The organism is Rhodococcus sp. MPR-R1B, assembly GCF_058793255.1.
In genome coordinates this window covers 30191-56378 of record NZ_JBXAFO010000008.1, presented here as the reverse complement: position 1 = coordinate 56378, position 26188 = coordinate 30191, and the positions used below count along the sequence as shown (strand labels likewise).

Below are 26188 nucleotides of genomic sequence, written 5' to 3'. Positions count from 1 at the left end.
GTGGCGGTGTCCGCCTTTCCTGTAGTCATAGTTGAACAGCCTGGCACGCGAACGCTCCGGACGCAAGGGTTTCCTAGAGCGCGACACCGGGAACCTGCCACCGTTTCCCCATACCGAACACCCTCTCCAGCGACGCGAAACCGGTTCGAACTGTGGACAAGTGGTGTTCACTCACGGCTATCCACACCCCCGGGGTCACGGCTTCCTTTCCATCGCCGGGCGCAGCAAGATCGATCGACATGGGGGAACAGACACATATCATCCGCAGGCCGGACCAACTGTCGATCGGTCGCACCGATGCCGAGATCCGACAGGCCTGCGCTAGTGGAACCTGGGCCAGAATCCATCGTGGTGCGTACGTGGACAGCGGCCACCTGTCCCGCCTCGACGCATACGGACGACATCGATTGCGGGCAGAGGCCGTGGCCTGCGCCGCTTCACCCGGTGCCACTGTCAGCCACGTCTCGGCTGCGGTTCTGCACGGTTTCGAACTCTGGAACACTCCGCTCGACGTCGTCCACCTGTCCCGGAACCGGCGAGGTGGTGGCCGAAAGTCCGCTCGACGTCATGTGCACTCGACATGGCTGGCGGACAACGAGATCACCGAAGTCGATGGGCTGCGCGTCACGACTCCGGCACGAACTGTTGCGGATCTCGCGAGGACACTCACTTTCGAACAGGCTCTCGTCGTGGGCAATTCAGCGTTGCACCGTTCAAGGTTGACCAAGGACGCGGTTGCAGCCTCGCTGGCACTCAGCCCGAACCATCCGCGCCATCGACATGCGCTCCACGCGCTCACCGCGATGGACTCCCGTATCGAAAGCGTCGGTGAATCACGGAGCCTCGCATTGTTCCTGCACGAACACCTGCCGCTCCCCGAACCCCAGGTCGACATCCACGACGCTCGAGGGTTCGCCGGCCGCGTCGACTTCCTGTGGCGTGAGCAGCGCACCATCGGAGAGTTCGACGGCCGCATCAAGTACGGCCGACTGGTGCCAGCCGGTCGCAGCCCCGAGGACGCGCTCTGGAACGAGAAGCTCCGCGAAGACCGACTCCGTGACGCAGGGTGGGAGGTCGCGAGGTGGACGTGGGCCGACCTGTCGACCCCGTCACTGGTGGCAAGTCGGATCCTGGCGGCCTTCGCGCGCAGCCGCGGGGCCGTCAGCTACTGATCGCAGGCTTCCACAGCTCGAGCGTCGGAATGCCGGGTGGAGTGAATCCGAGCACCTGCCCGTAGAAGGACAGCTCGGCGTTGCGTGAGCTGATGATGGTCGACTGCTTGCGGAATCCGTGAGATTCACCCTCGTAGGCCAGGTACGCGTGCGGAATGCCCTTGGCCACCAGAGCATCCCGGAATCGCTCCGCCTGCGAGGGTGGCACGATCGGATCGTCGAGACCCTGGAGAAGCAACACCGGGCAGTTCAACCCGTCGACGTTGTTGAGTGGAGCACGTTCCGCGTACAGGTCGGCAGATTCCGGCAGCGGGCCGATCAAACCGTCGACGTAACGCGATTCGAAATCGTGAGTTTCCTGCACGAACAGGTCCAGTTCGGCCACGCCGAAATAGGAAGCACCACAAGCGAACACGTCGGACGTCGTCAGTGCGGCCAGAACGGTCCAACCACCGGCAGATCCGCCTTCGATGGCAAGGCGGGCCGGATCGGCGAGCCCCTGCTCGGCCAACCCGTTGACGGCGGTGACGACGTCCTGCACGTCGACGACACCCCACTGACCGCGCAATCGATTACGGTACTCACGCCCGTAACCGGTCGACCCGCCGTAATTCACATCGACGACACCGATTCCGCGGCTGGTGAAGAAGGCGTAGACGAGGTTGAGGGCCGGTGCGACGTGCGCCGTCGGTCCACCGTGAACAAACGCGACGTACGGCGGCAGTTCATCGTCGGGCCCTTTGTATCGCGGGCTGCGCGGCGGATAAGCAACGGCGTGAACTTCTCGCCCGTGTCCGTGAGCCACGACGGCTCGCGCTTCCGGAAGATAGGCAGACTCGGGCAATTCTTCGACCGACGAACGGATTTCGGTGAGTTCACCGGTACCGAGGTCCAGTTCACGTAGCGCGCCCGCCAGTTTCGCGCCTCCCGAGATGAGCAGTAACCGATCGCCACGAACCTGCATGAGGCCGATGCTGGTGGCACCCGGGATCGCGATGTCGCGCAGTTCCCCCGACGCCGGGTCGAGTACCGCCAGCGTGTCGGTTCCGACGGTGCGTGCGGTGAGAAGGTGCCCGTTGTCGAGTTCGACGAACCAGCGCGCACCGAAGCGCCACTGTGGGCCACCGAAATCCGCATTCAGCGGGCAGGTCGGGATGATCTTGCCGCCGACGCGATAGATGTTCCACCAGCCGCTGCGATCGCTGATTGCGTAGAGTTCGTCGTCGGTGATCCACTCCGGCTGCAGGACGGACTCTTCAAGTCCGCCGATAAGCACGGAATACGCCTGAGCGATGCCGTCGACGAGTGGAGCCACCCTCAGTTCGGTACCGTCCCAGGGCATTTGCGGATGGTTCCATGCGATCCAGGCGATCTTGGTTCCACTCGGCGAAAGCCTCGGTGACGAGAGGAAGTCCGAGCCGCCGACGATCGAGCGGATGTTGCCGGAACCGTCCAGCGGAATCGCGCAGATATCGCGAGTGATCGCCCCGTCCTCCGCGTGCGCTTCCCGAACCGCCCACACCTCGCCGTTCACGATCTGCAGGTCTGCGTATCGCCACGCGGCCGGCGACGCCGGTTCGGGCGTCAGAGCCCGTGGAGTGACTCCTTCGAGGATGTACACCCGTTGATCGGAGAATTCACTGAAGACCAGTTTTCCGGACTCGGTGACCGTCCAGGCGCCACCGCCGTACTCGTGAACCCTGGTTCGCGCGTTCCACGGCGCGGGGAGGATGTCGACGGGTTGGTTGTCGAGACCAGATCGACGGATCGAGGTCCGACCACCCTCGGTCGGACGAAGTTCAGCCCACCAGATCTCGTCACCGACGTATCGTCCACCCTCGACAGGGTGCCCACCTGCAGCCAGATCAGCTGCTCCGATCGGAGAAGTCCACGATCCGTACGGGGCTGCAATCTGCTCGCTGGGGGTCATCGCTCGACAATAGCCAACGGGGCGTGCGACACGGTCCCCGACAATGCACTTGCACAGTGGTGGAATCATGTAACTCGTGAGCACACCAGAACCCGTCCGCCACCGTCAGCCGCAGCGCGAGCTGGAGCAGTCGTCGAAGCTCCAGAACGTCCTGTACGAAATCCGTGGACCGGTGCACGCGCATGCCGCCCGGTTGGAGGCGGAAGGACACCGGATCCTCAAGCTCAACATCGGCAACCCGGCACCGTTCGGATTCGACGCCCCCGATGTGATCATGCGGGACATGATCGCCGCCCTGCCCTATGCACAGGGCTATTCGGAGTCGAAGGGCATTCTGTCGGCGCGGCGCGCAATCGTGACGCGTTACGAGCTGGTTCCCGGCTTCCCCGAGCTCGACGTCGACGACATCTACCTCGGCAACGGTGTTTCCGAACTGATCACGATGACCATGCAGGCCCTCCTCAACAACGGCGACGAGGTTCTGATCCCAGCACCGGACTACCCCCTGTGGACTGCGATGACGAGCTTGTCCGGAGGCACGCCCGTCCACTATCTCTGCGACGAGGCCAACGACTGGAATCCCGATATCGCCGATATCGAATCCAAGATCACCGACAAGACAAAGGCTCTCCTCGTCATCAACCCGAACAACCCCACGGGTGCGGTGTACTCGATGGAGGTTCTGCAGCAGTTGGTCGATCTGGCACGCAAGCATCAGCTTCTGCTGCTCGCCGACGAGATCTACGACAAGATCCTCTACGACGACGCCAAGCACATCTCGCTGGCAACACTTGCCCCTGATCTGCTGTGCCTGACGTTCAACGGCCTCTCGAAGGCCTACCGCGTCGCCGGCTACCGCTCCGGCTGGGTGGCGATCACGGGCCCGAAGGATCACGCGGCCGGCTTCCTCGAGGGACTCGATCTCTTGGCGTCGACCCGTCTGTGCCCCAACGTCCCCGGACAGCACGCCATTCAGGTCGCCCTCGGCGGTCACCAGAGCATCGAAGACCTGATCCTGCCCGGCGGCCGCCTGCTCGAGCAGCGCGACGTCGCTTGGGAGCGATTGAACATGATTCCGGGGGTTTCGTGTGTGAAGCCTCGCGGCGCGCTCTACGCGTTCCCTCGTCTGGATCCGAACGTCTACGAGATCCACGACGACGAGAAGTTGGTTCAGGACCTGCTTCTCCAGGAGAAGATCCTGATGGTTCAAGGCACCGGGTTCAATTGGCCGAATCACGATCACCTTCGGATCGTCACCCTTCCGTGGGCCCGAGATCTCGCCGTGGCCATCGAGCGATTCGGCAACTTCCTCACCAGTTACAAACAGTAGATTCTCACGCTGAATCCGGCTGAAATCGAGTAAACAATTCGTTGTACAAATGCCCCGTAAACGTAAAACTGCGGGGCATTTGTGCGACCTTGGTCACATTTTTCGCAAACCATGCGGTTTGATTGACTCTTTAACTATTTAGTGACCTGCCCCGATGTGAAAACGGTCCAACCGGTACGTGATTCGTTGTGAAATTGGTAGTTGGACAACGCGCCAAATCGGTTTGAAATTGGGTACATTAGTTAGCAGCACTTCGGTGCCGCGAGCACCTGGTATCCCTCCCCCCCCTGTGGATACCAGGTTGGTGGCGGGGACAACCCCCCCTGTTCCCCGCCACCCAGCTCGACCAATCCCAGTTTCACAACCACTCATCGGTAGCACCGGTTTTCGCCGACTCTGCCTTGCAGCGACACTGCCTTTCACCGACACTGCCGTCAGAAGCTGACCATTCGCTTCGGAGCCGATAACATTGCACCGGTGCAAATCCCCAGTCCGACACTCAGTTTCCGATGAGTCACGGCCATGGCCACGGTGGCCCCATTCAGATCGGCCCCACCGCATCACGCGTCGTCATCGGGTTGCTCGTCGTCATCGGCATGGTCGTCGTCGCGGCAGCTGTCGCACTGTGGCCGGACAAGAACACCATTCCCGTCCCACTCCCCTTCCAGAATGCCGACGGCAGCTCGGTGGAAACCGCGGCGGGCACCGTCACGATGCAGGATCTCGGTGACTGCGGAAGTTCCTCCGCCGGAAGGGTATTCGTCGGTGCCCCGCAACCGCCGCCTACCTCCGCCTACCAGTGCCAGCGAAGTATCGTCGATATCGAATCCGGGCCGAATGCCGGAACGAAGACATTGCTCGAGGTCATTCCGGGCGCCGGTCAGCCGGACCTTCGCGTGGGTGACCACATTCGGCTGGTGCGTCAGACCGACCCGAACGGAAACACGCAGTACTCCTTCGAAGACTATTCGCGTGGGCTCCCGCTGGCGTTGATCGTCATCGCGTTCGCCGTCGTCATCATCGCAGTCGCACGGTGGAGAGGGCTGCGCGCACTCGTCGGCCTGGTGATCGCCTTCGGCGTAGTCGTCGGGTTTCTCCTACCCGCTCTGCTCGACGGCAAGCCTGCGATACCGGTTGCGCTGGTCGCCGGGGCGGTGATCTTGTACGCGGTTCTCTATCTGGCGCACGGGGTCTCACTCAAGACCAGTTCTGCTTTGCTTGGCACCCTTGCCGCCATGGTGCTCGCCGCGGTTCTCTCCTACCTCTGCATTGAACTGACACACCTCACCGGTTTGTCTGAAGAGCAGAACACCAATGTTCAGACCTATATCGAGCACATAGACATCACCGGCCTGCTGCTGGCGGGCTTCATCATCGGCTCGCTCGGCGTTCTCAACGACGTCACCATCACCCAGGCATCCTCGGCATTCGAGTTGGCCGAACTCGACAAGCATGCGTCCCGTCGAAAAGTCTTCGGCGGTGCGATGCGGGTCGGACGTGATCACATCGCCAGCACGGTCTACACCTTGGTTCTCGCGTACGCGGGTGGGGCGCTGCCACTGCTACTGCTCTTCAGCGTCAGCGGGCGCCCTCTTCAGGACGTCCTGGTCGGTGACGCTGTAGCGATCGAAATCGTACGGTCCGCGGTCGGCGGAATAGCCCTGGCGCTTTCGGTTCCACTCACCACTGCCATCGCCGTGATTCTCGCCCGTCCGCCCGGTAGCGCGGTCAAGGCCGGCCCCACGTCAGGTGGCCGACACTCCAAACGCTGAAAGCGAGCCTCAGAGTCCGGGAATCGGTGGGAGAACCGGCAACAGAATCGGCGGAAGCCCCGGGATGTAGATCGCCGGCGGTGGCGGCGCGGGCGCGGGCGCGGGAGGCACGTAAGTGTCCTGCACGACTGGCGGAGCCTCGACGACCGGAGGGGCTTCCTCCGTCGTCGTCGGGGGCGCGGTCGTTGTGGTCGTCGGCGGCGGAGTAGTCGTGGTCGTCGGTGCCGTCGTGGTCACCTCGGTTGCCACGGGTCCGGCGTCCTCGGAATCGAAGACCTTTCCTCCGTAGCCCAATCCCAGCCCCACGATCACGATCGCCGCGATCACACCGGCGCCGAGGCCCGCGAACCGTAGCGGGTTTCTCGGCTCTTTGGATGTCGATTCAACGGGTTGTGTCCCGGCGAGCCAGGACGGGTGTGCGGTTCCTGCCCCGGGTCCCTCGCCTTCGTACATCGCCGAGTACGCCTGGGCGTCAACCATCACGGCCTCGGTGTCTGCGTCACGTTCTGTGCCGAATCCGTCCGTGGCCTGGTCGCTGTCGGCGACCACGAGATCTGCGGCCGGATCGAATCGTTGCTCGTGTCGGTTCGGTCGCGGCTGAGGCAGTTCCGCCGCGTAAGGGCTCGGCACCTGTTCCTGCGGAACGGACTTCGTACCGGAAGCGGCTTCGGACAAGGCATTCGGCCGCTCCGATTCCGCGAGCGTTGCGACCCCTCCGTGGCTGAACGCCTGAACCGGAACGGGTACCTCCGCCGGGGTGTGGATCGGATACGGCGCAAAGATCGGCGCTACAGCCGGAACTTGAACCGGGGCAGATACCGCGCGCGCCGATGGCGTCATCGACGACTCCGCGATCAGCGCAGCGCCTTGAGCAGTCACGAGTTCCGGCTGCTCGGGCGCGATGAGGGGGCACTCCAGCCACGCGGCGAGGGTCGCCCGCACGATCGGAATGCGTGCACCGCCACCGATCAGGAGAATCGCGTCGGGGTTACGGCCGGACGTTGCGATGACCTCTCGTATCTCGCGTGCGAAGGCCTCCACCGACGTGACGACCAACGAATCGAAAACTTCCCGCGACAGCAGGAGAAGCCCGCCGGGGCCGGGCAGGCACACCGCACTTCGTGAGGACAGCTGTTCCTTCGCGAGTCGGCATCGCGCCTGCAGTTCGGCATCGCCGCCCGGGTCGGCCGGCGTAGCTATACGGCGACGCACGGTCTGATCCGAGTAGACGAGCTCGTCGAAGTGATCTCCACTGACCCGCGTCGACCGGGCGGTGACGACGGTAGACCGCATCTGCCTGTCCACGATGCTGATCGTCGATCCAGAACTACCGATGTCGACGACGACGAGTGTGCTCTGGTCGGTCAACGCACCGGACTCCTCGAGCATTCGAAGCGTCGCGACTACTTCGGGAACCAGCTCGAAGTTGTCGATGCCTTTCTGTTCGAACGCTGCTTGGAGTGCTCCGGCCTGTGCTTGATCCCGGTAGGCGACGACCGTATTGCTGCCGAGGTCGGCATTCTCGGTCAAGGCCACGCCGGTTGCCTCCGCTGCGACTTCCTCCGGAATCTCGCGGCCTCGATCGACCGCTCTGGATCGGAACACCGGACCACTGTGGTCGGGCGTCCCCGGGCGCGCCAAACGCACAGCGCTGGCTCCCACCGTCACACCCAAAACCAAGTTCATGATCCACCTTCGTCGACCGTCGACGGGTTCCGTCACCAGACCCCGTCATTCCCCGGCCGGAAGTCTACCCACTGGGCATGGTCTGCGAGGTTCGCGCATCTCACCTAAGGCCTTCTCGCAGCTATTTTTTCGCTACCTGGACGTTCGACCTACCGCCCCAATCCGCGATAGTTCCAACCGGCGGCGCGCCACAGGTCCGGATCGAGGCAATTTCTGGCGTCAACGATCACCCGCCGCCGAACGAGCGGTTCCAAATCGCCGGGCACGAGTGAGGCGAACTCGTCCCATTCAGTGGCGATCAAGACCACATCAGCATTCCTGCAAGCTTCTGACGTGGAGGTTGCGTAGTGAAGGGTGGGAAACAGTCGGCGAGAATTATCCATTGCCTTCGGATCGAAAACGGTGACCGCCGCCCCGTGCAACTGCATCATTCCTGCAACGTTGAGCGCAGGCGAATCGCGCACATCGTCGGATTCGGGTTTGAACGCGGCTCCCAGCACCGACACGTTAGCTCCCAGCAAACTGCCATCGCAGGCTGCCGTCACCAGTTCCACAGCTTTTGTCCGTCGTCGCATGTTTATGCTGTCGACCTCGCGGAGGAAGTACAGCGCCTGGTCGACACCCAACTCCCCGGCGCGTGCCATGAACGCCCGAATGTCCTTCGGCAGGCAACCACCGCCGAACCCCAAGCCCGCATTGAGGAATCGCCTACCGATCCGAGCGTCGTACCCGAGAGCGTCGGCCAACATCGTGACGTCGGCCCCGGTCGCCTCGCACACCTCCGCAATCGCATTGATGAAGGACACCTTGGTCGCGAGAAACGCATTCGCAGATCCTTTGACCAACTCGGACGTCGCCAGATCGGTCACGAGGAAGGGCACCCCTGCGTCCAGTATCTCGGCATACACCTCGCGAAGAAGGCCTTCGGCGTTTCCCGGCCGGTCACGATCGATCCCCAGAACCAACCGGTCAGGGCTCAAGGTGTCCGCGATCGCGTGTCCTTCACGCAGGAACTCCGGATTCCAGGCCACCTCTACCGAGCCACCCGCCGGCGCAGTCGCTCGGAGCCGCTCGCCGAGAGCCGCTGCCGTGCCTACCGGCACCGTCGACTTCCCGACTATCAGCGAAGGCTTTCGCAACAACGGCGCCAACATGTCGATCACCGAATGAACATGACTCAGATCTGCGGCGTACTCCCCCTTCTTCTGAGGCGTCCCCACACCGACGAAATGGATGTCCGCAAAATCCGCGGCATCGGAGTAGGAAGTCGTGAACTGCAGCCGACCCGACGCCAGATTCTTCTCCAGCATGTCGGTCAGACCCGGCTCGAAGAACGGGACCTCCCCACGAGACAACTTGTCGACCTTGGACTGGTCGATGTCGACTCCCAGCACGTCGTGGCCAAGTTCGGCCATACACACTGCGTGGGTCGCCCCCAGGTATCCCGTTCCGAACACGGTCATCTTCATGTGTTGTTGGTATGCGTCCGAACTTTCCGAAACGCGTACGCCAGGTGGGCGCGAAACCAACATCGGGCGTACGACGAGTGCGTCGCGTGTGCAACCTATGCTTCTGCCATGCACGTTCTCTTCGTTTGTACGGGAAACATCTGCCGATCACCCACGGGCGAACGCCTTGCACGTGCTTATGCCGCCGAAGCCGGGGTCACCGGATTCACCGCGTCGAGTGCCGGAACCCGGGCGATGGTCGGACACCCGATCGAGCCAACTGCTGCGAGGGTTCTCGCGGGGCTCGGCGGCGACCCCACGGAGTTTCAAGCCCGACGCATGACAACAGCGCTGGCCTCGGACGCCGACCTCATTCTCACGATGACCGAAAGTCAGCGAGACAAAGTCCTGGCGATGGCTCCGGCGCGGCTCAAGCGCACGTTCACACTTCGAGAAGCCGCACGGTTGGGCTCGCTCGCAGATGCAGGAACTGTCGAGGACCTCGCCGCCGCCAGACCCCGATTTCGTGCCACCGAACCCGAGGACGTCATGGATCCGATGGGTAAGGAAGAGAACGTGTTTCACGAGATCGGACTCGAGATCGCCGATCTCCTCGGCCCGCTGCTCAGCCGACTTCGCTTCGGTGAGCGTTGAGCGCGGGCACCGCGGTCAACTGCGGTAGCGACTTGTCCGACTCGTAGTAGTAGCTGTACTCGTACGCATTGCGTCCGCGAGACGGCGTCATCGTGATGACCGTGCCCAGGACGTGCGCACCCACACTCTGTAGGTTTCCGACCGCGCGCGCCAGTTGATCGCCCTTCGTGGAGCCGTGTCGGGCGATCACAAGTGCACCGTCCGACATCGCGGCCAGGACCGCGGCATCCGTGACGGGTAGCAACGGCGAGGCGTCGATGATGACGTAGTCGTATCGCGCCCGCAGTTCCTCGAGAACATGTTTGGCCGTGTCCGTGCCGAGTAGTTCGCTCGGGTTCGGCGGGATCGGTCCGGAGGCGAGCACTGTCAGCCCGTCGAACTCAGTCGGCTGAAGCACATCGTCCAGCGTCGCTTGACCGGAGAGCACCGAACTGACGCCGACACTTCCAAGCAATCCCAAATACTTCGACACTCGCGGCTTCCGGAGGTCGCCTTCCATCAGGCACACTGATTTGCCGGCCTCCGCCAAGACGAGAGCGATGTTCACGGCCGTGGTCGTCTTACCTTCGGAGGGAAGCGAACTCGTGACGACGATGACACGCGGTGGATGGTCCACCTCGAGGAACTGAAGGTTGGTGCGCAACTCACGGAAGGCTTCGGCACTCACGGAACTTCCGTCACTGAAAGCGATCGCGTGATTGACTTCGACGTCCTTGTCGAACGGGATCGTGCCCACCATCGCCGAACCCGCGATCTCTTCTACAGTTCGACGATCTTTCACCGTGTTGTCGAGTCGATCACGAATCAACGCAAGCGCGATCCCCACAACCAGTCCCGCCACTGCGCCGAGCGCGAGGTTGCGCGAAGTCTTGGGTGACACCGGAACAGTCGGCTGTTGAGCCTGCTGTTCGACGACCACACGTGCAGGCGGTGTTCCGCCGTTCTCGGGTGTCTCCAGTTCCTTTGCCAATGCCACGAATTCGGATGAGAGAGTGTTCGCGATCTCGCGTGCGAGTTCCGGTGACCCGTCCTTGACTGCGAGGTCGATCAACACAGTGTCGGGCGCCGACGTCGCAGTGACCTTGGAGGCCAACTCGTCAGCCGACATCCCGCCGACCACCCTCGGTCCCAGTTCGTCGATCGTCCGCTGTGCGAGTGTTCGGCCGGTCAGGAGTTTTGTATAGGACAGAACTCGCTGCTGTGAAAGTTGACTGCCCTGCAGTGCCTCGTTGACCGAGGTACCCGCCGACGTCGAAACGAACAGCCTCGTCGAGGCCTGGTAAACGGGCGTCGAAAGAAGAGAAGCGCCAAGGGCTCCGAGGATTCCGAGCACGGTTACAGCAGCGACGATTCGCCATCTGGCTTGCAATATCTTCAGGTAGTCGACAATTTCCATCTTGATGTCTCCTTCGGCTCACGCATGTCCACTGCGGGTCTGAGCGGTCTTTGCCGGTCGGACCGCGAGGGCGAACCGGGCTTTATCAATTTCGATATAGATCAGCTGCGACGGACGAGACGTCGTGTGCTCACGGGCGTCCCAGTCCGCGGTAGTTCCAACCTGCGCCTCGCCAGTCGTCGGGGGAAAGGCAATTGCGCCCGTCGACGATCACTTTGTTGCGAACCACCGAATCGAGATCGGACGGCTGCAACTTCAAGAATTCGAGCCACTCGGTCAATACCAGGACGACATCGGCACCTTCGCAGGCCTCCAATGCATTTGCCGAGTAGGTCAGCGTCGGGAACAGCGCGCGCGAATTGTCCATGGCCTTTGGGTCGTACACGTTCACTGCAGCACCTTGGAGCTGAATCTGACCCGCGACGTTGAGCGCCGGCGAATCACGAACGTCGTCCGAGTCCGGTTTGAACGCGGCACCCAGAACTGCGACTCTCGCACCGAGAAGCGATCCGCATGCCTCCCGCGCCAGTTCGACCATGCGTGTACGTCTGCGCATATTGATGTTGTCGACTTCGCGCAGGAACGTCAGTGCTTGATCGGCACCGAGTTCACCGGCGCGAGCCATGAAGGCGCGGATGTCCTTCGGCAAACACCCTCCGCCGAAACCAATTCCCGCGTTGAGGAATCGACGTCCGATCCGAACGTCGTGCCCGATCGCGTCGGCAAGCACTGTGACGTCGGCGCCAGCGGCCTCGCACACTTCGGAGATGGCGTTGATGAACGAGATCTTGGTGGCCAGGAAAGCGTTCGCTGACGCTTTCACCAACTCCGCCGTCGCAAGGTCCGTGACGAGAAACGGAATCTCCGCATCGATGAGCTCTGCATAAACTTCGCGCGCAACAGATTCCGCTCGACCGCGGACATTTCGATCGACTCCGAGCACAAGTCGGTCCGGGTGCAACGTGTCCTGGACGGCAAATCCTTCACGCAGAAACTCGGGATTCCACGCGACTTCGACGCTGTCACCGATCGGTGCCAGTTCCCGCGCGCGCTTACCGAGCCGTTCCGCGGTTCCCACCGGTACCGTGGACTTGCCGAAGATGACCGCGGGCTTGGTGAGCAGCGGCGCCAAAGTCTCGATCACGGCATCCACGTAGACCATGTCCGCGGCGAACTCACCCTTCTTCTGCGGCGTCCCGACCCCGAGGAAGAACACGTCCGCAAATTCTGCGGCTTCCTCGTACGACGACGTGAACTTCAGTCGCCCTCGATCGATGTTGTTTCGTAGGACCTCGCCCAACCCTGGCTCGTAGAACGGAACTTCACCTGCTGCCAGTTTCTCCAGCTTTGCCGCATCGACATCCACTCCGAGGACCTCGTGACCGAGTTCGGCCATACAGGCCGCGTGTGTCGCGCCCAGGTATCCCGTGCCGAATACTGCTATGCGAGTGCTCATGTTGCTCGATCTGCTTTCTCGAGAGTGTGCGAAGTGTGTTGATGGGAAAAGTGATTCAGGTACGTACGGCACCGATGTTGTCGCGGTACCACGAGATCGTCGACGCGATTCCTTCGCGCAATCCGATTGTCGGCCGCCATCCGAGTTTCCGAATCATGCTCACGTCCAGCAGTTTCTGCATCGTTCCGTCCGGCTTCGAGGTGTCCCACCGCGTCTCTCCGGTGTATCCGACCTCCGTGGCGACTATCGAAGCGATCTCACGAATTGTGTGGTCCTCGCCGGTTCCGACGTTGACATGCGATGCACCGTCGTAGTTGTCGAGCAGATGCAGACACGCCGACGCCAAGTCGTCGACATGCAGGAATTCACGTCGCGGATTGCCACTCCCCCAGTTGACAACCGACTGGACTGCCGACGACTGCGCCTCGTCGTAACGCCGAACGAGGGCGGGAAGTACGTGCGATCCGTGCGGCGAAAAATTGTCTCCCGGGCCGTACAGGTTGGTGGGCATAGCTGAGATCCAGGGGCGACCATGCTGCCGCCTGGCAGCTTGAACATGGAGTATTCCCGCGATCTTTGCTATTGCATAGGCGTCGTCGGTCGGCTCGAGATGCCCGGTGAGCAGGTATTCCTCCTTGATCGGTTGCGGTGCCAATTTCGGGTAGATGCACGATGATCCGAGGAACAGGAGACGCTCGACGCCGTGTGCGAGGGCAGCGTCGAGCACGTTCACCTGGATGCGCAGATTCTCCGACAGGAAGTCGACGAGGAAAGTGCTGTTCGCCGCAATCCCCCCAACTTTTGCTGCTGCGAGGATCACGTTGGTCGGCTTTTCGCGGGCGAAGAAATCGAAAGCAGCTTCCCGGTCACGTAGATCGAGTTCGGCCGACGTCTTTCCGAGCAACCTGGTGAAGCCCGCAGATTCCAGGTGTCGCCACACCGAAGAGCCGACCAGACCTCGGTGGCCGGCCACGTAGAACGGTGCGCCTCGATCGAGTGGTCGCGCTGCGAATGAATCACTCATCGCGTCGCCGACCAGTCGGGAAGTGCCGGAGTGTCGATCCACGGTCGCCCTTCGTGTTCGAGCGCTTCGATGTCTGCCTCGACCATGATCCGGGCCAGTTCGGGTGTGTGCACGCCGGCCTTCCAACCGAGTTTGCGCTCGGCATGACTCGGATCCCCGATCAGTGCGTCCACCTCGGTCGGCCGAAGATACCGTTCGTCGAATCGAACGTGGTTTTCCCAGTTCAGACCTGCATGTTCGAACGCGACGGTCAGGAAGTCGCGCACCGAGTAGTTGCCACCGGTGGCGAGCACAAAATCCTCAGGCTCGTCGACCTGCAGCATGCGCCACATTCCCTCCACGTACTCCGGCGCATATCCCCAGTCGCGAATCGCATCGAGATTGCCCATGTACAGATGATCCTCGATACCTGCCTGGATGCGTGCGACCGCGCGCGTGATCTTCCGCGTCACGAATGTCTCACCACGCCTCGGGGATTCGTGATTGAACAGAATTCCGTTCACAGCGAAGATCCCGTATGCCTCACGATAGTTCTTGGTGATCCAGTACGAGTACACCTTCGCCGCACCGTAGGGCGAACGTGGGTAGAACGGTGTCTCCTCGTTCTGCGGTGGCGGTGTGGCACCGAACATCTCGGAACTCGACGCCTGGTAGAACCGGCAGTCGAGTCCGGCCATCCGAACCGCTTCGAGTAGTCGGATCGACCCGACGCCAGTGGTGTTCCCGGTGTGTTCGGGTTCGTCGAAGCTGACCCTGACGTGAGACTGCGCAGCGAGGTTGTACACCTCGTCCGGCTTGATCTGCGCGAGTAGTGTCACCAGGCGCGCTCCGTCACTGAGGTCACCGTAGTGAAGAAAAAGTCGAGCATCCGCATCGTGCGGGTCAACGTAGATGTGGTTTATCCTCGAAGTGTTGAACGTCGAAGATCGACGGATCAGTCCGTGAACCTCGTAGCCTTTGGAGAGCAGCAACTCGGCAAGGTAAGAGCCGTCCTGCCCCGTGATTCCGGTAATCAGTGCGCGTTTCATCCTGCGTTCCTTCCGTTGCGGGACAGCCCGCCTGATAGTTGCGAAACCACGGTCGTGGTCCGTAGTCCTCCGAATCGCTCGGCAGTCTTGATCTCGCTCATGCGCGTCCCCCCAAACGGCCGAAGACTTTTCGTATGTCACGTGATGCCAGCCGTATGAATGTCGAGTTACCGAACAGGTAGCGCCGCCACAGACGTTTGGGTTCGGATACAAGTCGATACAACCACTCGAAACCCGAGTTCTGGACGAAAGATGGTGCCTCCGAAACAGTTCCGGCCAAGAAGTCGAAGGCCGCGCCGACACCGACGGCCACGTAGTCGGTTCGATCCGCTATCGCCTTCGTGACAAAGTCCTGCTTCGGCGCACCCAGACCGACCCACACGATGTCCGGTGACGTCGGATCGATCTTCGTGATGATGTCGTCGACGAACTCCTTGCTGAACGCGGCAAACGGCGGGGCATATGTGCCGGCCACCTTGATTCCCGGGTATAACTCCTCGACTCGATCCGTCAAGAGATTCAACGTCTCTTCTGTCGTGCCGACAAAATGGTGACGAAGGCTGTAGCGGCGTCCCTTGTCCAGGGTGGCCTCGAAGAACGACGGACCCCGGACTGGTCGAACACCGACGTGATCGGCGGTGCCGCCGATCAGGCGCATCACCCAGCTGACCGGGGTTCCGTCTGCGAAGTTCACACCGGGACCCTTCAAAACCGCGGAGTAGTCGCGATCACTGTGCGCCGCCGACACGCAGTAGGAATTCGACAACCTCACGGAGACTCCGGTTCCGGCTCCCTCTCGTCTGTCGTTGACCACCCAATCGGTAGCTCTCTCGAGATTTGTCGCGGCAAACGGAATGCCACCCACCTCGATGACCTCGAACGGACTGCTCATCTGTCTCACCACTTTTCCGAGTTCGTTTGTCGACGTTCATTGCACTGGCCGTAGCTGCGCGACAAGACCGATGTCAACCGGGACCGAGTCCAATCACGTTGCGGTTCAAAGAGAGAAAGCTCGGTCTCGACAATCGATCGAGCGATACGAGAGGAGAGAGTCGACGCCGGAGCAACCTGGATCGTCACGGCGTTCCTACCTGCCAGTGTCGGCACACCGCCGAGATCCAAACAGACCACCGGCAGGCCCACCGCAGCCGCTTCGGCCGCCACCCAGCCGCCCGAATCGTGCATGCTCGGGAAGAGCAGAGCGGAGGAGGCCCCCATCTCGCTTACCACTTCCGATCTGTCGCGCCATCCGCGAAGCGTGACCTGACCGCGCCGATACGGAAGCGACTTCTCGATCCGCCCGCGGGCGGGTCCGTCCCCGACAAAGGTCATGGACCAATCGGTGCCCAGCTGCTCGAGCGCATCCAGAATCAGGTCGATTCCTTTGTATTGCAACAGTCTTCCTACGAACAAGAGTCTTCGTTTCGGTCTGGGTACCGCTTGCTTCTCGATTCCGTCGTAGTCCAGAACACAATTGGGTTGGACGACGACATTGCGTGCCCGCGGTGCGCCTCGTCCGCTGTCGGAGTTCATCGCGATGAAAGTGTCGACTCGTCCGGACATGAAGATGTGTGTCAGTGACCGAACGGCTTTCGTGGAGCAGGTCCGAACTGCCGTGGTTGCCAGGTACCGCATACCGATGCGCCTGGCGAGCGGCATCGGCGGGTAGGTGTTGCCCCCGGCAGGCCCCCATACCAGTCGTACTCCGCCGGCTCCACCGAACAGCACCGGTGGGGGCAACCAGTCGGAGGCGAACGTTGCATGATGCAGGACGTCGAAGTTTGCCGCTTCACGCCGAACGAACAGTGAGGTGTGCCAGAGCCATCGGAGGTATCGACCGTACGATCCGGCTTCTTCCGCGGGCAAAGTCGCTATTCGCACGACACGAACTTCGCAACCGAGCTGTTCACACTCTGATTCCAATTCGGGAGCCTCACCGGAGCGAGTCACCACCGTGATCGACTCACACAGTTCGGAAGCTGCCGAGAGAAGCGCCCAACCCGCACCGGATTCACTCCCCTGATTCGGATCGCAGGCGTATGCCGTCATCAACAACCGTGTCATCGCGCTACCACCAGCCTCTGTGCGCGCGGCGTCCGAGAATCGCTGCGGCTGAATCGCTCTGAGAACCAACCGATGTTGCGTGCACCGTTGTCGAGAACCACGCGCTTGATCCGTGGACTGATCAAGGCAACGGGGATCAACGTCGCCGACGCGAGTACGAGCAGAGCGCGTTTGGCACTCTGAGCCGCCAACAGTGGCAGCTCGAGCTGTCCCTGACAGACCGCGAGGATTCGTCCGTTGTTGACATACCGGGCGAAGAGCCAGGAATCCCGACGCCGATCCTCGTCTACCGGTTCGTACGCAAGCGCCTCGTCGCACCACACCAACCGGACACCGCCGGCGCTCATCCTGAGCGTGAACTCGGTGTCCTCGCCGCCAGGTAGATCCCAGTCGTCACTGAAGTTCAAGCCGTTCAAAGCCTTCAGGTCCAACAACAGATTTCCAGCGCCTGCAGACGCAACCGGGGTGCCGGTCGAATGGCGAACGCGAGTGTGCAATGGAAGTTCCGAGGCAGGCAGACCCACCGGAATCACAGGACCGGCCACAGCACCTGCGTCGAAATCTGCGGCGCAGGTGAGGAGATTCGACAGCCAGTCGACATCGACGTACTCGTCGTCGTCGACGAAGACGATGTAACGACGATCTCGTGCACGGGCGAGATCGACCAGCGCACGTCGCGCCGGAGATACCCCGCCGAATCCGAGATGCAGTCGTTCGATCCCGTCGGCAACATACGTCGGCGTGGTGGATTCCGGATCGTTGTCGCCTACTACGACCTGGGCGGAGGCACCGGAAGCCTGGATCGATGCCCGGACGCTGTCGATGCAGACAGCCAATTCCGATTCACGACGAAAGGTCAAAATCGCCACTACGACGCCGTTGGGATTCTTCATGAGAGGTCAACTTTCGGTCGGGCGTCACGGTTCATCGAAACCAGAAGTGCGACGCTCGCGCTGGCGCACGCCGACACGGCCAATGCTCCTGCGACGTATACGGCGCTGTCGGTCAGTCCCGCCCCGAGAACGATCAGAAACTGTAGAGGCAACAGCATGGCGCGAAATGTGTTGAGGTTTGCGGTCTTGTCCACGACGCGGATCGAGGTACCGACGCCCAGAAGAATCCCGTTGAACGCCACCGCCAACCCGCACAGCAGAATGACCGGTATCAAGTTCGGAAAGTGCGGCCCGACCAGATGATCCATCAATCGCACTCCCGAGAGTCGAATCTCGAGCGTGAGACAGATCAGCGAAACGCAGATGATCGAAACCCAGAAGATCTGCAAGCCCACTCGGCGGCCGAGTGCCATGCACTCGCTCGGGCTCATCGCTTCGACACCACTGCCGAACTTACGCATCAGAATTGGCGAGATGCCCGCGAACATCAAGGACAGCGGACCGAGCAGTGTCTGGGCAGTTCTGATCTCACCGATCATCGAGATCGACGCCACCACAGTGAGTATCAAGAACATCGCCTGCTGAGCAGCTGATCCCATCAATATCTCGATCGCAAACGGCACTGATCTATATCGGTGAGTGCGCGAGTACCTGATCGACGGTACCGGCGGTACCAGACGCATAGATGCGTGACCGAGAGCGAGCGCGACGAAGACACCGACCGTATAGGTCACGAGTGCAAGTGTCAGATTCTCGACCAGGAAAGCTGCAATAAGGACGAACGAGAGTGTCACGATCTGTATCGACACAGAGATCCAACTCGCACCGTCGTGCATCAGCATCGTGCGTATCACGTCCAACACCACGAAACCAGCTGCAGCCAAGGCGTATACCGTGAGATTCATCGAGTCCGAGCCGGCGATCACGAACAGTGCCCACACCGATGTCACCGATACCGCCGCCAGCACGATCGTGGGCGCCAACGCCGGTCCACGCTCGTCGGACCCCGCCCCTCGCGACAGCCAGACGTCGACGCCGATCGCTCTCCCCAGTGCCAGTGCCAACAGACCCGCCGATTGAATCACGGCAACCTGGCCGACTTCGATCGGACCACCGAGTCGTGCCACCGAGGTGAGAACGACAAAAGTGAGGACGCTCGAAAGCCCTTGATCGGCCATGAATGTCACATGCCGAGTGCGATCTTTCACGATCTCACCTCGTCGATGAGCTCACGCATCGACGTCGCCGCTTTGCGCGATGTGAAGCGATTCGAGTAGTGACGATAAGCAGATCTGCGTATCGCCGATCGATCGTCCGCTCCGAAGATTCGATCGAGGGCCTCGCGTATCGACGACTCTTCCAAGGTATGGAGAGGCGTTCCGCCCGGTCCGACGATGTCCGCGAGTGCACCGTTGGTTGCGTAGATCACCGGGGTGCCAACCGACATCGATTCGATCGCAACGCGTCCGAACGGTTCTGCCCATTGAGACGGCACCACGGACGCCGCACTGTCGCGAAGTATCTCGATCACATCTTCGTGCGAAGTGAATCCGGCCAGCGTGACGTTGTCGAGAGCTGCGCTTATGCTGGAGATCTCGCCGTACTGCGGTCCGTCACCGAGAACTGTGAGCGAGGGACTTCCAGCGCCCTGCGGCCAGTTGCGCACCAAATCCAGGACGCCCTTCTCCGGTGTCAGTCGGCTGACGCACACAACCGAATCAGTGCTCCGAAACTCGGGTTCATTTTCTTCGAATCCGAAGTTCGGACGAACCACGACGCGGCCAGAACTGATCAGTCGTCCTTCGACCAGACGTGCTGTCATCGCGCTCGTTGCGACGAACCTGTGCTGCTTCCACCCAAAGACGCTCAGCTTGACCGCCGTAGCGCTCAGGTAGCAGACAAGGCTCTGCAGTCGGCTGTTTCCGTAGCATCCGTTGCGGACACAACTCGTGAAGTATTTGGTGGAACCGCATTCGGTGCACGTGCCATCTGCGCGCAACTTGGCTGACGGTGTGGCGAGGCGATAGTTCCGAACCGCCTGCAACGTAGGAATTGCGGCGGCTCTTGAGGCCACGAGCAACGAAGCCGAGAACGCCGGCCAGAGATTGTTCACGTAGATGACGTCGGGGCGCTCCGAACGGATGATGCGCAACGCATCGACGAGTACGCGAGGACTGAACACTGCGGTGACTGCCGCCCACGGTCCCCGGGAGATCTTGGAATTCTCGGTGGTGCACTGAACCGTCTCGTATCCGATCGATTTCAGGAGCTTGGATTCGTTGGCGAAGCTCTGCTCCTCACCACCCGGATTCCGATAGATCGCATGGAACATCAAGGCTTTCGGCGGCGTGAATCCACCGGTGGACGTCGGGTTCACTTCAGGCTTCGAACGCGCTACATCGAACGACTTGTACATCTCAGTGACCTCCTCTTCGCTCCGGAGCGAACCTGTACGCGTCGTTCTTGTCGGCACGAACCCCACGGATCGACAACTCGGCGTTGCCCGCACTGTGAGAGCGGTGGGTCGAGGGTCCGTACGGCGCCAGGAAGACCCATGCGATCAGCCACATGGCGCCGAAGAAGAGCGTCGACTCCGTCAAGTCCATCGAGAAAACGAGAACCATGATCGCGACGACGGCGATGTACTCCGTTCTGCTGCGGGCTCGCCCGAGCGCCGTGCTCAGAAGCAGGTAATAGCCGGCCAACAGCAGCAGGAATCCGATCCAACCGATCTGCAGCCGAATGTCGAGCATTCCGTTGTGTGCGCTGGTCGCCGGAAAGGACAGCTTTGACCGAATCATCTGCCCCACTGCACTGTCCGGCGCCCACACCGAGCCGAAGCCCCATCCGAGCAGAGGCCGCTGTTCGGCGTAGTAGTCGGATACCGTCCAGAGATGTAACCGGCCGGTCAGCGTGACATCTCGCGAGAGTAGCGCCGCGACATCGGGTCCGAGCACCTTCATCGCGCCGGACACCCCGAGGTACAGGCCGATGATCACAGTCGAGGCGAGGTGAGCGTTCGGTGTCCGTCTAAAGCACCTCAGAGCAAGCATCGTCGCCAGCGCAATCCCTGCAGCGACGAGACCGGTCTGGCTCCGGGCCTCGAACAACACGATGCCGGCGACAGCAAGCGCCGCCACCCACGGAATACGCTTGATGTCGGGAAGCATGAGCATGACACCGACAAGTACAACTTCGATGGCAGCCATTCGTCCCAAAGTGTTTTTGTGCGTGAAGATTCCGCGATAAGCAACGGCGCGGGTGTCCACGTCGATGCCAGTCGAAGGATCGAGGAACACGACCATCAGCGACAGCACGAGAAGTACCAGCAAGGTGAGGGCAACAGTCCGCACTCGCACCGCGAAGGTCAACTCACGGGCGACGATGATTCCCGTGATCGCCAGGCACACGACGACGATGCCGGCGACGGCGGAGTTCCGGGGCAGTGTCGACCAGTGCCAGCTGGTTGCCGGGACGCCGGCCGAGATCATAAGCGTGAAGACAGGCCACGTCGTATTGCGTGAGTATCGCCGGTCGAGGAAGTAGACCAACGCAAGTGTCGCCGAAAGAACGGCCGAACCGTGTACGAGCAACGATCCGAGCGCTGTCCTCTGCGTGTACGCCTGAAAGGCTCCGCTCGCGCCGATGACCGCGATCACCAATGCCGTTCGCAAGATCAGCGGATTGTTCGGCGCCTCATTTTCGCAAGGCGCCGGTACCGCCTTCTTGTCAGTAGGCGCCATCACTTCCCACCACCGCCTTGAGCGTCTTCGCGACGATCATGACGTCACCCATCATCGACCAGTTGTCGACGTAGGAAAGGTCCAGGCGGACAGTGTCTTCCCACGAAAGATCAGAACGTCCACTGACCTGCCACAGGCCGGTGACACCGGGCTTGACCAGTAGCCGACGACTGACCGCGTCGTCGTACATCTCGACCTCGCGCCGAAGCGGTGGCCGCGGTCCTACAACACTCATCTCTCGCCGGAGGACATTGACGAACTGGGGCAACTCGTCGATCGAGTATCGGCGCATGAATCGACCTACCGTCGTCACACGCGGATCGTCTCGCATCTTGAAAAGCACTCCGGCGCCTTCGTTCTCCTTCATCAGTGCCGTGACCTGTGAATCCGCATTCTGGACCATCGAGCGGAACTTGAGCATGGGGAACGGCTGACCGTCCAACCCCATCCGCTCCGACTTGTACAGAACCGGACCCTTGCTCGTGAGCTTGACGGCGATCGCAGCCGCCAGAAGCACCGGACTGATCACGGCCAGCACGAGCGCCGCGAAAGCAACGTCGAAGGTCGTCTTCGAGAACTTCTGTGCGCCGTGATAGCGCGGACGCTCGACATGAATCAGCGGAAATCCTGCGACCGGGCGCATCGAGAGCCTCGGCCCGGACACATCCAGAATCCCCGGTGCGACAACAAGGTCCACATGATCGCGCTCGAGATCCCAGGCCAGCTTGCGCAGCCCTTCCGGTCCGAGTCGCTCCGACGCCGTCACCGCCACCGTGTCGGCACCGACCTGTTCGAGTGCGTCGGTGACACTGTGCTCGTCTCCGAGCACCGGAATGTCCCGACCGTTCACTGTGACAACTTCGCCCACGTCTCCTCCGTAGCCGGGTACGCAGACTCCGACAACTCGGTATCCATGGGCATCGTCGCGCTCGAGGTTGCGTGCAAGATCGACAACCGCCCCTCGCACACCGACCACAAGTACGGCAGTTCGAAATTCACCTCGGGCTCGCTCACGAGCAATCACCCGTCGCCAGATCCAACGACTCGCGATCAAGGCGGTCAATCCCATCGGAAACGCCACGGCAAGGTACAGGCGCGCGATCTCCAGGTGAAGGAGAAGGCTGGCGATCGCAATCAGTCCGAACAGGCGGAGCGTTCCGACAGCGATCAATCGGTACTCTTCAGGGCCGCTTCCGATCACACGAGGAGATCTGGTCCGAAATACCCTCAGTACGGCAAACCAGCCGATAATCAGGGCGAAAGACAGTGCGGTGTAGCTGAAATGGCCGAATGCTTCACCGTCGACGACATCCGCGTCGCTACCGAATCGCCACCATTGAGCCAGAAACACAACTGCCGCAACGATGATCGTGTCGGTGATCGCCAGACGACGAAGATACGCAGATTGCCATTTCCTGCGTGCGGAAACTCCACCGGCCCTCTCCGGCGTTACTCGTCGGTGTTGTTGTGGCCGCTCTTTCGTGGGCGCGGCCATCTCGAGAACCGTCATGTGTTCAGAAACCTTTCCCCATGCACAGAATTCGGCCTGAAGATGTTCACCGGCCGAGGTCCATCGGACCGCCTTGCCGATTCCCGAAACTTCGACAGCGAAGCAACTGCTCCGCATTGCTGCGTTCAGTGCGTATGGTCGCATTACGTGCGCCTTGCAGTTAACCCGGCGACTATTGTCAGGCCTCGGCCCAACTGTCGATTATTGCGGCATTGCCGCAGCTCACACCCCGTGATTGAAGCAGAGTCCACTAACAACCCAAACACAGGACGATCGGCGATTTCTCCTCGCCCGCTGACGTCGCCGGCCTCGATATTGCCAGGACTCACATCTTGGCAACTCTTCGGCTAGCTGGTCAGTACCAGTGAGGAGTTTGCCACATTCCGGACAGCGTGGCAATAGCGCTTTCCGAAGTTCTTCCCGACGCCAGCATTGACGTCAGTTATTCACCCTCCGACAAGAAGGAGTGAACATTGCTCACCATTACCATTGCGTACCTATAGTTTTCATCGCCTAGCCCATTTGGGCTCCGCGTTTGGACGGAAACCAGCACGCGGTTGGTAAACACTCTGCAATCCATACTTTGATGCGCTCAGCGTCGACTCAGCCCTGGACGATTGTTCGACACTTCGCCTCTGGGCGTCTTACCTACTCCTGGCCGGCATTGCGCGAACCTACGATCGGGCGACACCGAGAATTCAGACATGCAAAAGGAGGAGTGTGGACCGCCAGCGATCGCCTGTGAGGTCCTGAAATAGTTGCAGCACAGCCCAATTAGGGACATGCGAGTTGCGCAGCCGCTCGGCTGCAAAGCGGGGCGACTGCTACCGATGGCTATGGCTATGGCCATGGCAAACGTGTGTGGCCGTGTAGGGTCAACGGACGCTCGACACGCTCGTTCGCACCCAGTAGCGGAGCGTGTCTCTCGAACAACCGACATTGCGGGACAACTGATCAGCTGGGCGCACGCTCTCGAGTAAACCCCCGCACGCTTCGATTGCCTTACGCGAAACCGGGTTCCTTTCGTCGCAGGTAACCAGGACGCGACTGAGCCCCACCGGGTCGCCGACATACGCGAGCGCCTCACCCAGAGCAGTCGACGCTATCCCTTTCCGGCCCTCAGACCGACGGACCCCGTGGCCGATATGACCACCGACATCGGCCAAGAACTCGTTCATGCTGAGTCGCAGCTGGCCGACAACCCCCGCACCCGCTGTCCAAATCCATCGAGGGATGCCAGATCGACATCTAGGCGTTGCGAAACTCTCGAGGCCGAATCGGGCTGGTCCGCCTGCGGTCCGCCACACTCGCTACGCGATTCCAACCGAGACGCCCACAAGGCCTCGTCGGTCGCAACCAGATCGACAGTCATAGAGGCACTGGTCAAGCAGGGACAGCTCAGACCGCAGCGTCACATCCCGCATGCCCGTGCCTACCCAATTACTGCGACGGCCGATGAACCCGTATTCCGCACTGCGCGTCGCAGACTCAGAGGACCCGACTGGAGATTGCGTCCGATTCACCACACAGAGAAGGGCCCTCGAGCATTGCTCGAGGGCCCTGTGAGGCGTCGGGATTTACCGTACGACCAGGTCAGATGACTGTCGACGTGACCTTTCGTTCGCCGACTGGATTGCTGTCCACGGACCCTTCCACGGCCACGTCAGCGACAACCGGATCGGAATCGTAGTAGTACTTGTACTCGTAGACACCACGACCGTTCAGCGGGGTCATCGTGATGACAGTACCGAGAATCGTCGCGCCCACACTGTGGAGATTGCCGACCGCCCTGCTCAGCTGTTCCCTCTTCGTCGTGCCGTGACGAGCAATCACTAGCGCACCGTCCGCCAGCGCTGAAAGAACTGCAGCATCCGTAACCGGAAGCAACGGCGAGGCGTCGATGATGACGTAGTCGAACCTTCTGCGGAGATCGGTAAAGACCGCATGGGCAGTGTCAGTGCCCAGAAGTTCGCTCGGGTTCGGGGGAATCGGACCTGAGGCAAGAACCGTCAGGTCAGCATTGCTCGTGACTTGAAGTACGTCGTCGAGATCTGCTTGCCCGGCCAGGACCGAGCTCAGACCAACGCTTCCGATAAGTCCCAGATACTTCGAAACGCGAGGCTTACGGAGGTCACCTTCGACGAGACACACCTTCTTGCCTGCCTCGGCCAACACGAGTGCGATGTTCACCGCAGTCGTGGTCTTTCCCTCGGAGGGAAGAGAACTCGTAACGACGATGACACTCGGTGGGCGATCCACGGCCAGGAACTGCAGATTGGTTCGCAGCTCGCGGTACGCCTCGGCACTTGCGGAGTTGCCCTCGTGGAAGTTGATCGCTTGATGAACTTCGCGTTCCTTGTCGAACGGAATTGTTCCCACCATCGCCGCGCCGGCGATGTCTTCGACCACCTTGCGCTCTTTGACGGTGTTGTCCAGGCGATCACGCACCACAGCCAACCCGATCCCCAGCAGAAGCCCGATCGCGGCACCGAGCGCCACGTTCCGCGAAGTCTTCGGCGACACCGGTTCCGCGGGAGTTTGTGCTCGCTGTTCGACAACGACGCGCGCAGGTGCTGTGCCACCATTTGCGGGCGTACCCAGATCTTTGACCATCACGACAAACTCGTCCGAGAGCGCATTTGCGATTTCACGTGCCAGTTCAGGCGACGCATCTTGCACGCTCAAATCGAGCAGTACTGTATCCGGCGCCGATGTGGCGGTCACCTTGGACGAAATCTCCGCAGCGGAAAGCCCGCCGAGTCGATCGGGCCCGACTGAATCGATCGTTCTCTGTGCCAGTGTCTCGCCGGTAAGGAGCTTGGCGTAGGAAGTGACCAACTGCTGTGAGAGCTGGTTACCTTGGTAAGCCTCGTTCACGGTTGTTCCGGTAGAAGTCGACACGAACAGGCGCGTGGAAGCCTGGTAGATCGGCGTGGCAATCAACGAGGCGCCCAATGCGCCCAAGATCACGACCACAGTGACGACAGCGACTATCTTCCACCGTGCCTGCAAAATCTTCAGGTAGTCCCGTACATCCATCGTCGAATCTCCTTCGGCTCGAACACGTATCACGTCTTCGAGT

The 26188-nt window shown here is 61.2% G+C and carries 20 protein-coding genes; 4 read left to right on the top strand and 16 right to left on the bottom strand.

The window, feature by feature from the left end; genetic code table 11:
• The first annotated feature begins 239 nt into the window (after positions 1-239).
• Positions 240-1172 carry a hypothetical protein gene (locus AC1Q61_RS13375; protein ID WP_125050427.1) on the top strand — a complete coding sequence of 311 codons (933 nt, stop codon included), beginning with the start codon at positions 240-242 and terminating at the stop codon, positions 1170-1172.
• Here AC1Q61_RS13375 and AC1Q61_RS13370 read toward each other — a convergent pair.
• Positions 1162-3102 carry a S9 family peptidase gene (locus AC1Q61_RS13370; protein ID WP_492651137.1) on the bottom strand — a complete coding sequence of 647 codons (1941 nt, stop codon included), beginning with the start codon at positions 3100-3102 and terminating at the stop codon, positions 1162-1164. The genes AC1Q61_RS13375 and AC1Q61_RS13370 overlap by 11 nt on opposite strands.
• A gap of 76 nt (positions 3103-3178) precedes the next feature.
• On the opposite strand from AC1Q61_RS13370, the gene AC1Q61_RS13365 reads away from it, so the two are divergent.
• Both AC1Q61_RS13365 and AC1Q61_RS13360 read left to right on the top strand, forming a co-directional pair.
• Positions 3179-4432 (top strand): pyridoxal phosphate-dependent aminotransferase, encoded by a 1254-nt coding sequence (locus tag AC1Q61_RS13365; protein ID WP_003943683.1) that lies wholly within the window; start codon positions 3179-3181, stop codon positions 4430-4432.
• Positions 4433-4941: 509 nt separating this feature from the next.
• Positions 4942-6204 (top strand): YibE/F family protein, encoded by a 1263-nt coding sequence (locus AC1Q61_RS13360; protein WP_492651367.1) that lies wholly within the window; start codon positions 4942-4944, stop codon positions 6202-6204.
• A gap of 9 nt (positions 6205-6213) precedes the next feature.
• Here AC1Q61_RS13360 and AC1Q61_RS13355 read toward each other — a convergent pair whose 3' ends face one another.
• Together AC1Q61_RS13355 and AC1Q61_RS13350 are read right to left on the bottom strand one after the other, a co-directional pair.
• On the bottom strand, positions 6214-7890 hold the full coding sequence (locus AC1Q61_RS13355; protein WP_492651368.1) for a DUF7159 family protein: 1677 nt from the start codon (positions 7888-7890) through the stop codon (positions 6214-6216).
• Between the two features lie 149 nt (positions 7891-8039).
• Positions 8040-9359, bottom strand: a complete 1320-nt coding sequence (locus AC1Q61_RS13350; RefSeq protein WP_063314864.1) for a UDP-glucose dehydrogenase family protein — start codon at positions 9357-9359, stop codon at positions 8040-8042.
• Positions 9360-9467: 108 nt separating this feature from the next.
• On the opposite strand from AC1Q61_RS13350, the gene AC1Q61_RS13345 reads away from it, so the two are divergent.
• Complete coding sequence (locus AC1Q61_RS13345) at positions 9468-9992, top strand: arsenate reductase/protein-tyrosine-phosphatase family protein (protein ID WP_058038968.1); 525 nt, start codon at positions 9468-9470, stop codon at positions 9990-9992.
• On the opposite strand, the gene AC1Q61_RS13340 is transcribed toward AC1Q61_RS13345, so the two are convergent.
• The 13 genes from AC1Q61_RS13340 to AC1Q61_RS13280 all read right to left on the bottom strand — a co-directional run bounded on the left by AC1Q61_RS13340 (position 9964) and on the right by AC1Q61_RS13280 (position 26145).
• Entirely contained in the window at positions 9964-11388 is a 1425-nt protein-coding gene (locus tag AC1Q61_RS13340; RefSeq protein WP_492651369.1) for a tyrosine-protein kinase domain-containing protein, read from the bottom strand. The genes AC1Q61_RS13345 and AC1Q61_RS13340 overlap by 29 nt on opposite strands.
• 130 nt (positions 11389-11518) lie before the next feature.
• Positions 11519-12844 carry a UDP-glucose dehydrogenase family protein gene (locus tag AC1Q61_RS13335; RefSeq protein WP_058038966.1) on the bottom strand — a complete coding sequence of 442 codons (1326 nt, stop codon included), beginning with the start codon at positions 12842-12844 and terminating at the stop codon, positions 11519-11521.
• A gap of 55 nt (positions 12845-12899) precedes the next feature.
• Positions 12900-13868, bottom strand: coding sequence for a GDP-L-fucose synthase family protein (locus AC1Q61_RS13330; protein ID WP_492651370.1), 969 nt, complete (start codon positions 13866-13868; stop codon positions 12900-12902).
• Positions 13865-14896, bottom strand: coding sequence for a GDP-mannose 4,6-dehydratase (gene gmd, locus AC1Q61_RS13325; RefSeq protein ID WP_007726640.1), 1032 nt, complete (start codon positions 14894-14896; stop codon positions 13865-13867). The genes AC1Q61_RS13330 and gmd overlap by 4 nt, the downstream gene beginning before the upstream one ends.
• Positions 14897-14993: 97 nt before the next feature.
• Complete coding sequence (locus AC1Q61_RS13320) at positions 14994-15788, bottom strand: WecB/TagA/CpsF family glycosyltransferase (RefSeq protein WP_042452261.1); 795 nt, start codon at positions 15786-15788, stop codon at positions 14994-14996.
• A 5-nt stretch (positions 15789-15793) separates the two neighbouring features.
• Complete coding sequence (locus tag AC1Q61_RS13315) at positions 15794-16960, bottom strand: glycosyltransferase family 4 protein (RefSeq protein WP_065456014.1); 1167 nt, start codon at positions 16958-16960, stop codon at positions 15794-15796.
• Positions 16957-17853 carry a glycosyltransferase family 2 protein gene (locus tag AC1Q61_RS13310; RefSeq protein ID WP_065456015.1) on the bottom strand — a complete coding sequence of 299 codons (897 nt, stop codon included), beginning with the start codon at positions 17851-17853 and terminating at the stop codon, positions 16957-16959. Before AC1Q61_RS13310 ends, AC1Q61_RS13315 begins: the two co-directional genes overlap by 4 nt.
• Positions 17850-19061: an MATE family efflux transporter gene (locus tag AC1Q61_RS13305; protein WP_054187552.1), complete on the bottom strand. Its 1212-nt coding sequence runs from the start codon at positions 19059-19061 to the stop codon at positions 17850-17852. The genes AC1Q61_RS13310 and AC1Q61_RS13305 overlap by 4 nt, the downstream gene beginning before the upstream one ends.
• Complete coding sequence (locus AC1Q61_RS13300) at positions 19058-20269, bottom strand: glycosyltransferase family 4 protein (RefSeq protein WP_209907884.1); 1212 nt, start codon at positions 20267-20269, stop codon at positions 19058-19060. Before AC1Q61_RS13300 ends, AC1Q61_RS13305 begins: the two co-directional genes overlap by 4 nt.
• Before the next feature lies 1 nt (position 20270).
• Positions 20271-21596 (bottom strand): O-antigen ligase family protein, encoded by a 1326-nt coding sequence (locus tag AC1Q61_RS13295; protein ID WP_065456017.1) that lies wholly within the window; start codon positions 21594-21596, stop codon positions 20271-20273.
• Positions 21583-23106: a sugar transferase gene (locus tag AC1Q61_RS13290; RefSeq protein ID WP_047269061.1), complete on the bottom strand. Its 1524-nt coding sequence runs from the start codon at positions 23104-23106 to the stop codon at positions 21583-21585. The genes AC1Q61_RS13295 and AC1Q61_RS13290 overlap by 14 nt, the downstream gene beginning before the upstream one ends.
• A gap of 875 nt (positions 23107-23981) precedes the next feature.
• A complete protein-coding gene (locus AC1Q61_RS13285) occupies positions 23982-24284 on the bottom strand; it encodes a GNAT family N-acetyltransferase (RefSeq protein WP_230359580.1) in 303 nt (100 codons plus the stop codon).
• Between the two features lie 415 nt (positions 24285-24699).
• Positions 24700-26145 carry a tyrosine-protein kinase domain-containing protein gene (locus AC1Q61_RS13280; RefSeq protein WP_007726623.1) on the bottom strand — a complete coding sequence of 482 codons (1446 nt, stop codon included), beginning with the start codon at positions 26143-26145 and terminating at the stop codon, positions 24700-24702.
• Positions 26146-26188 lie beyond the last annotated feature (43 nt).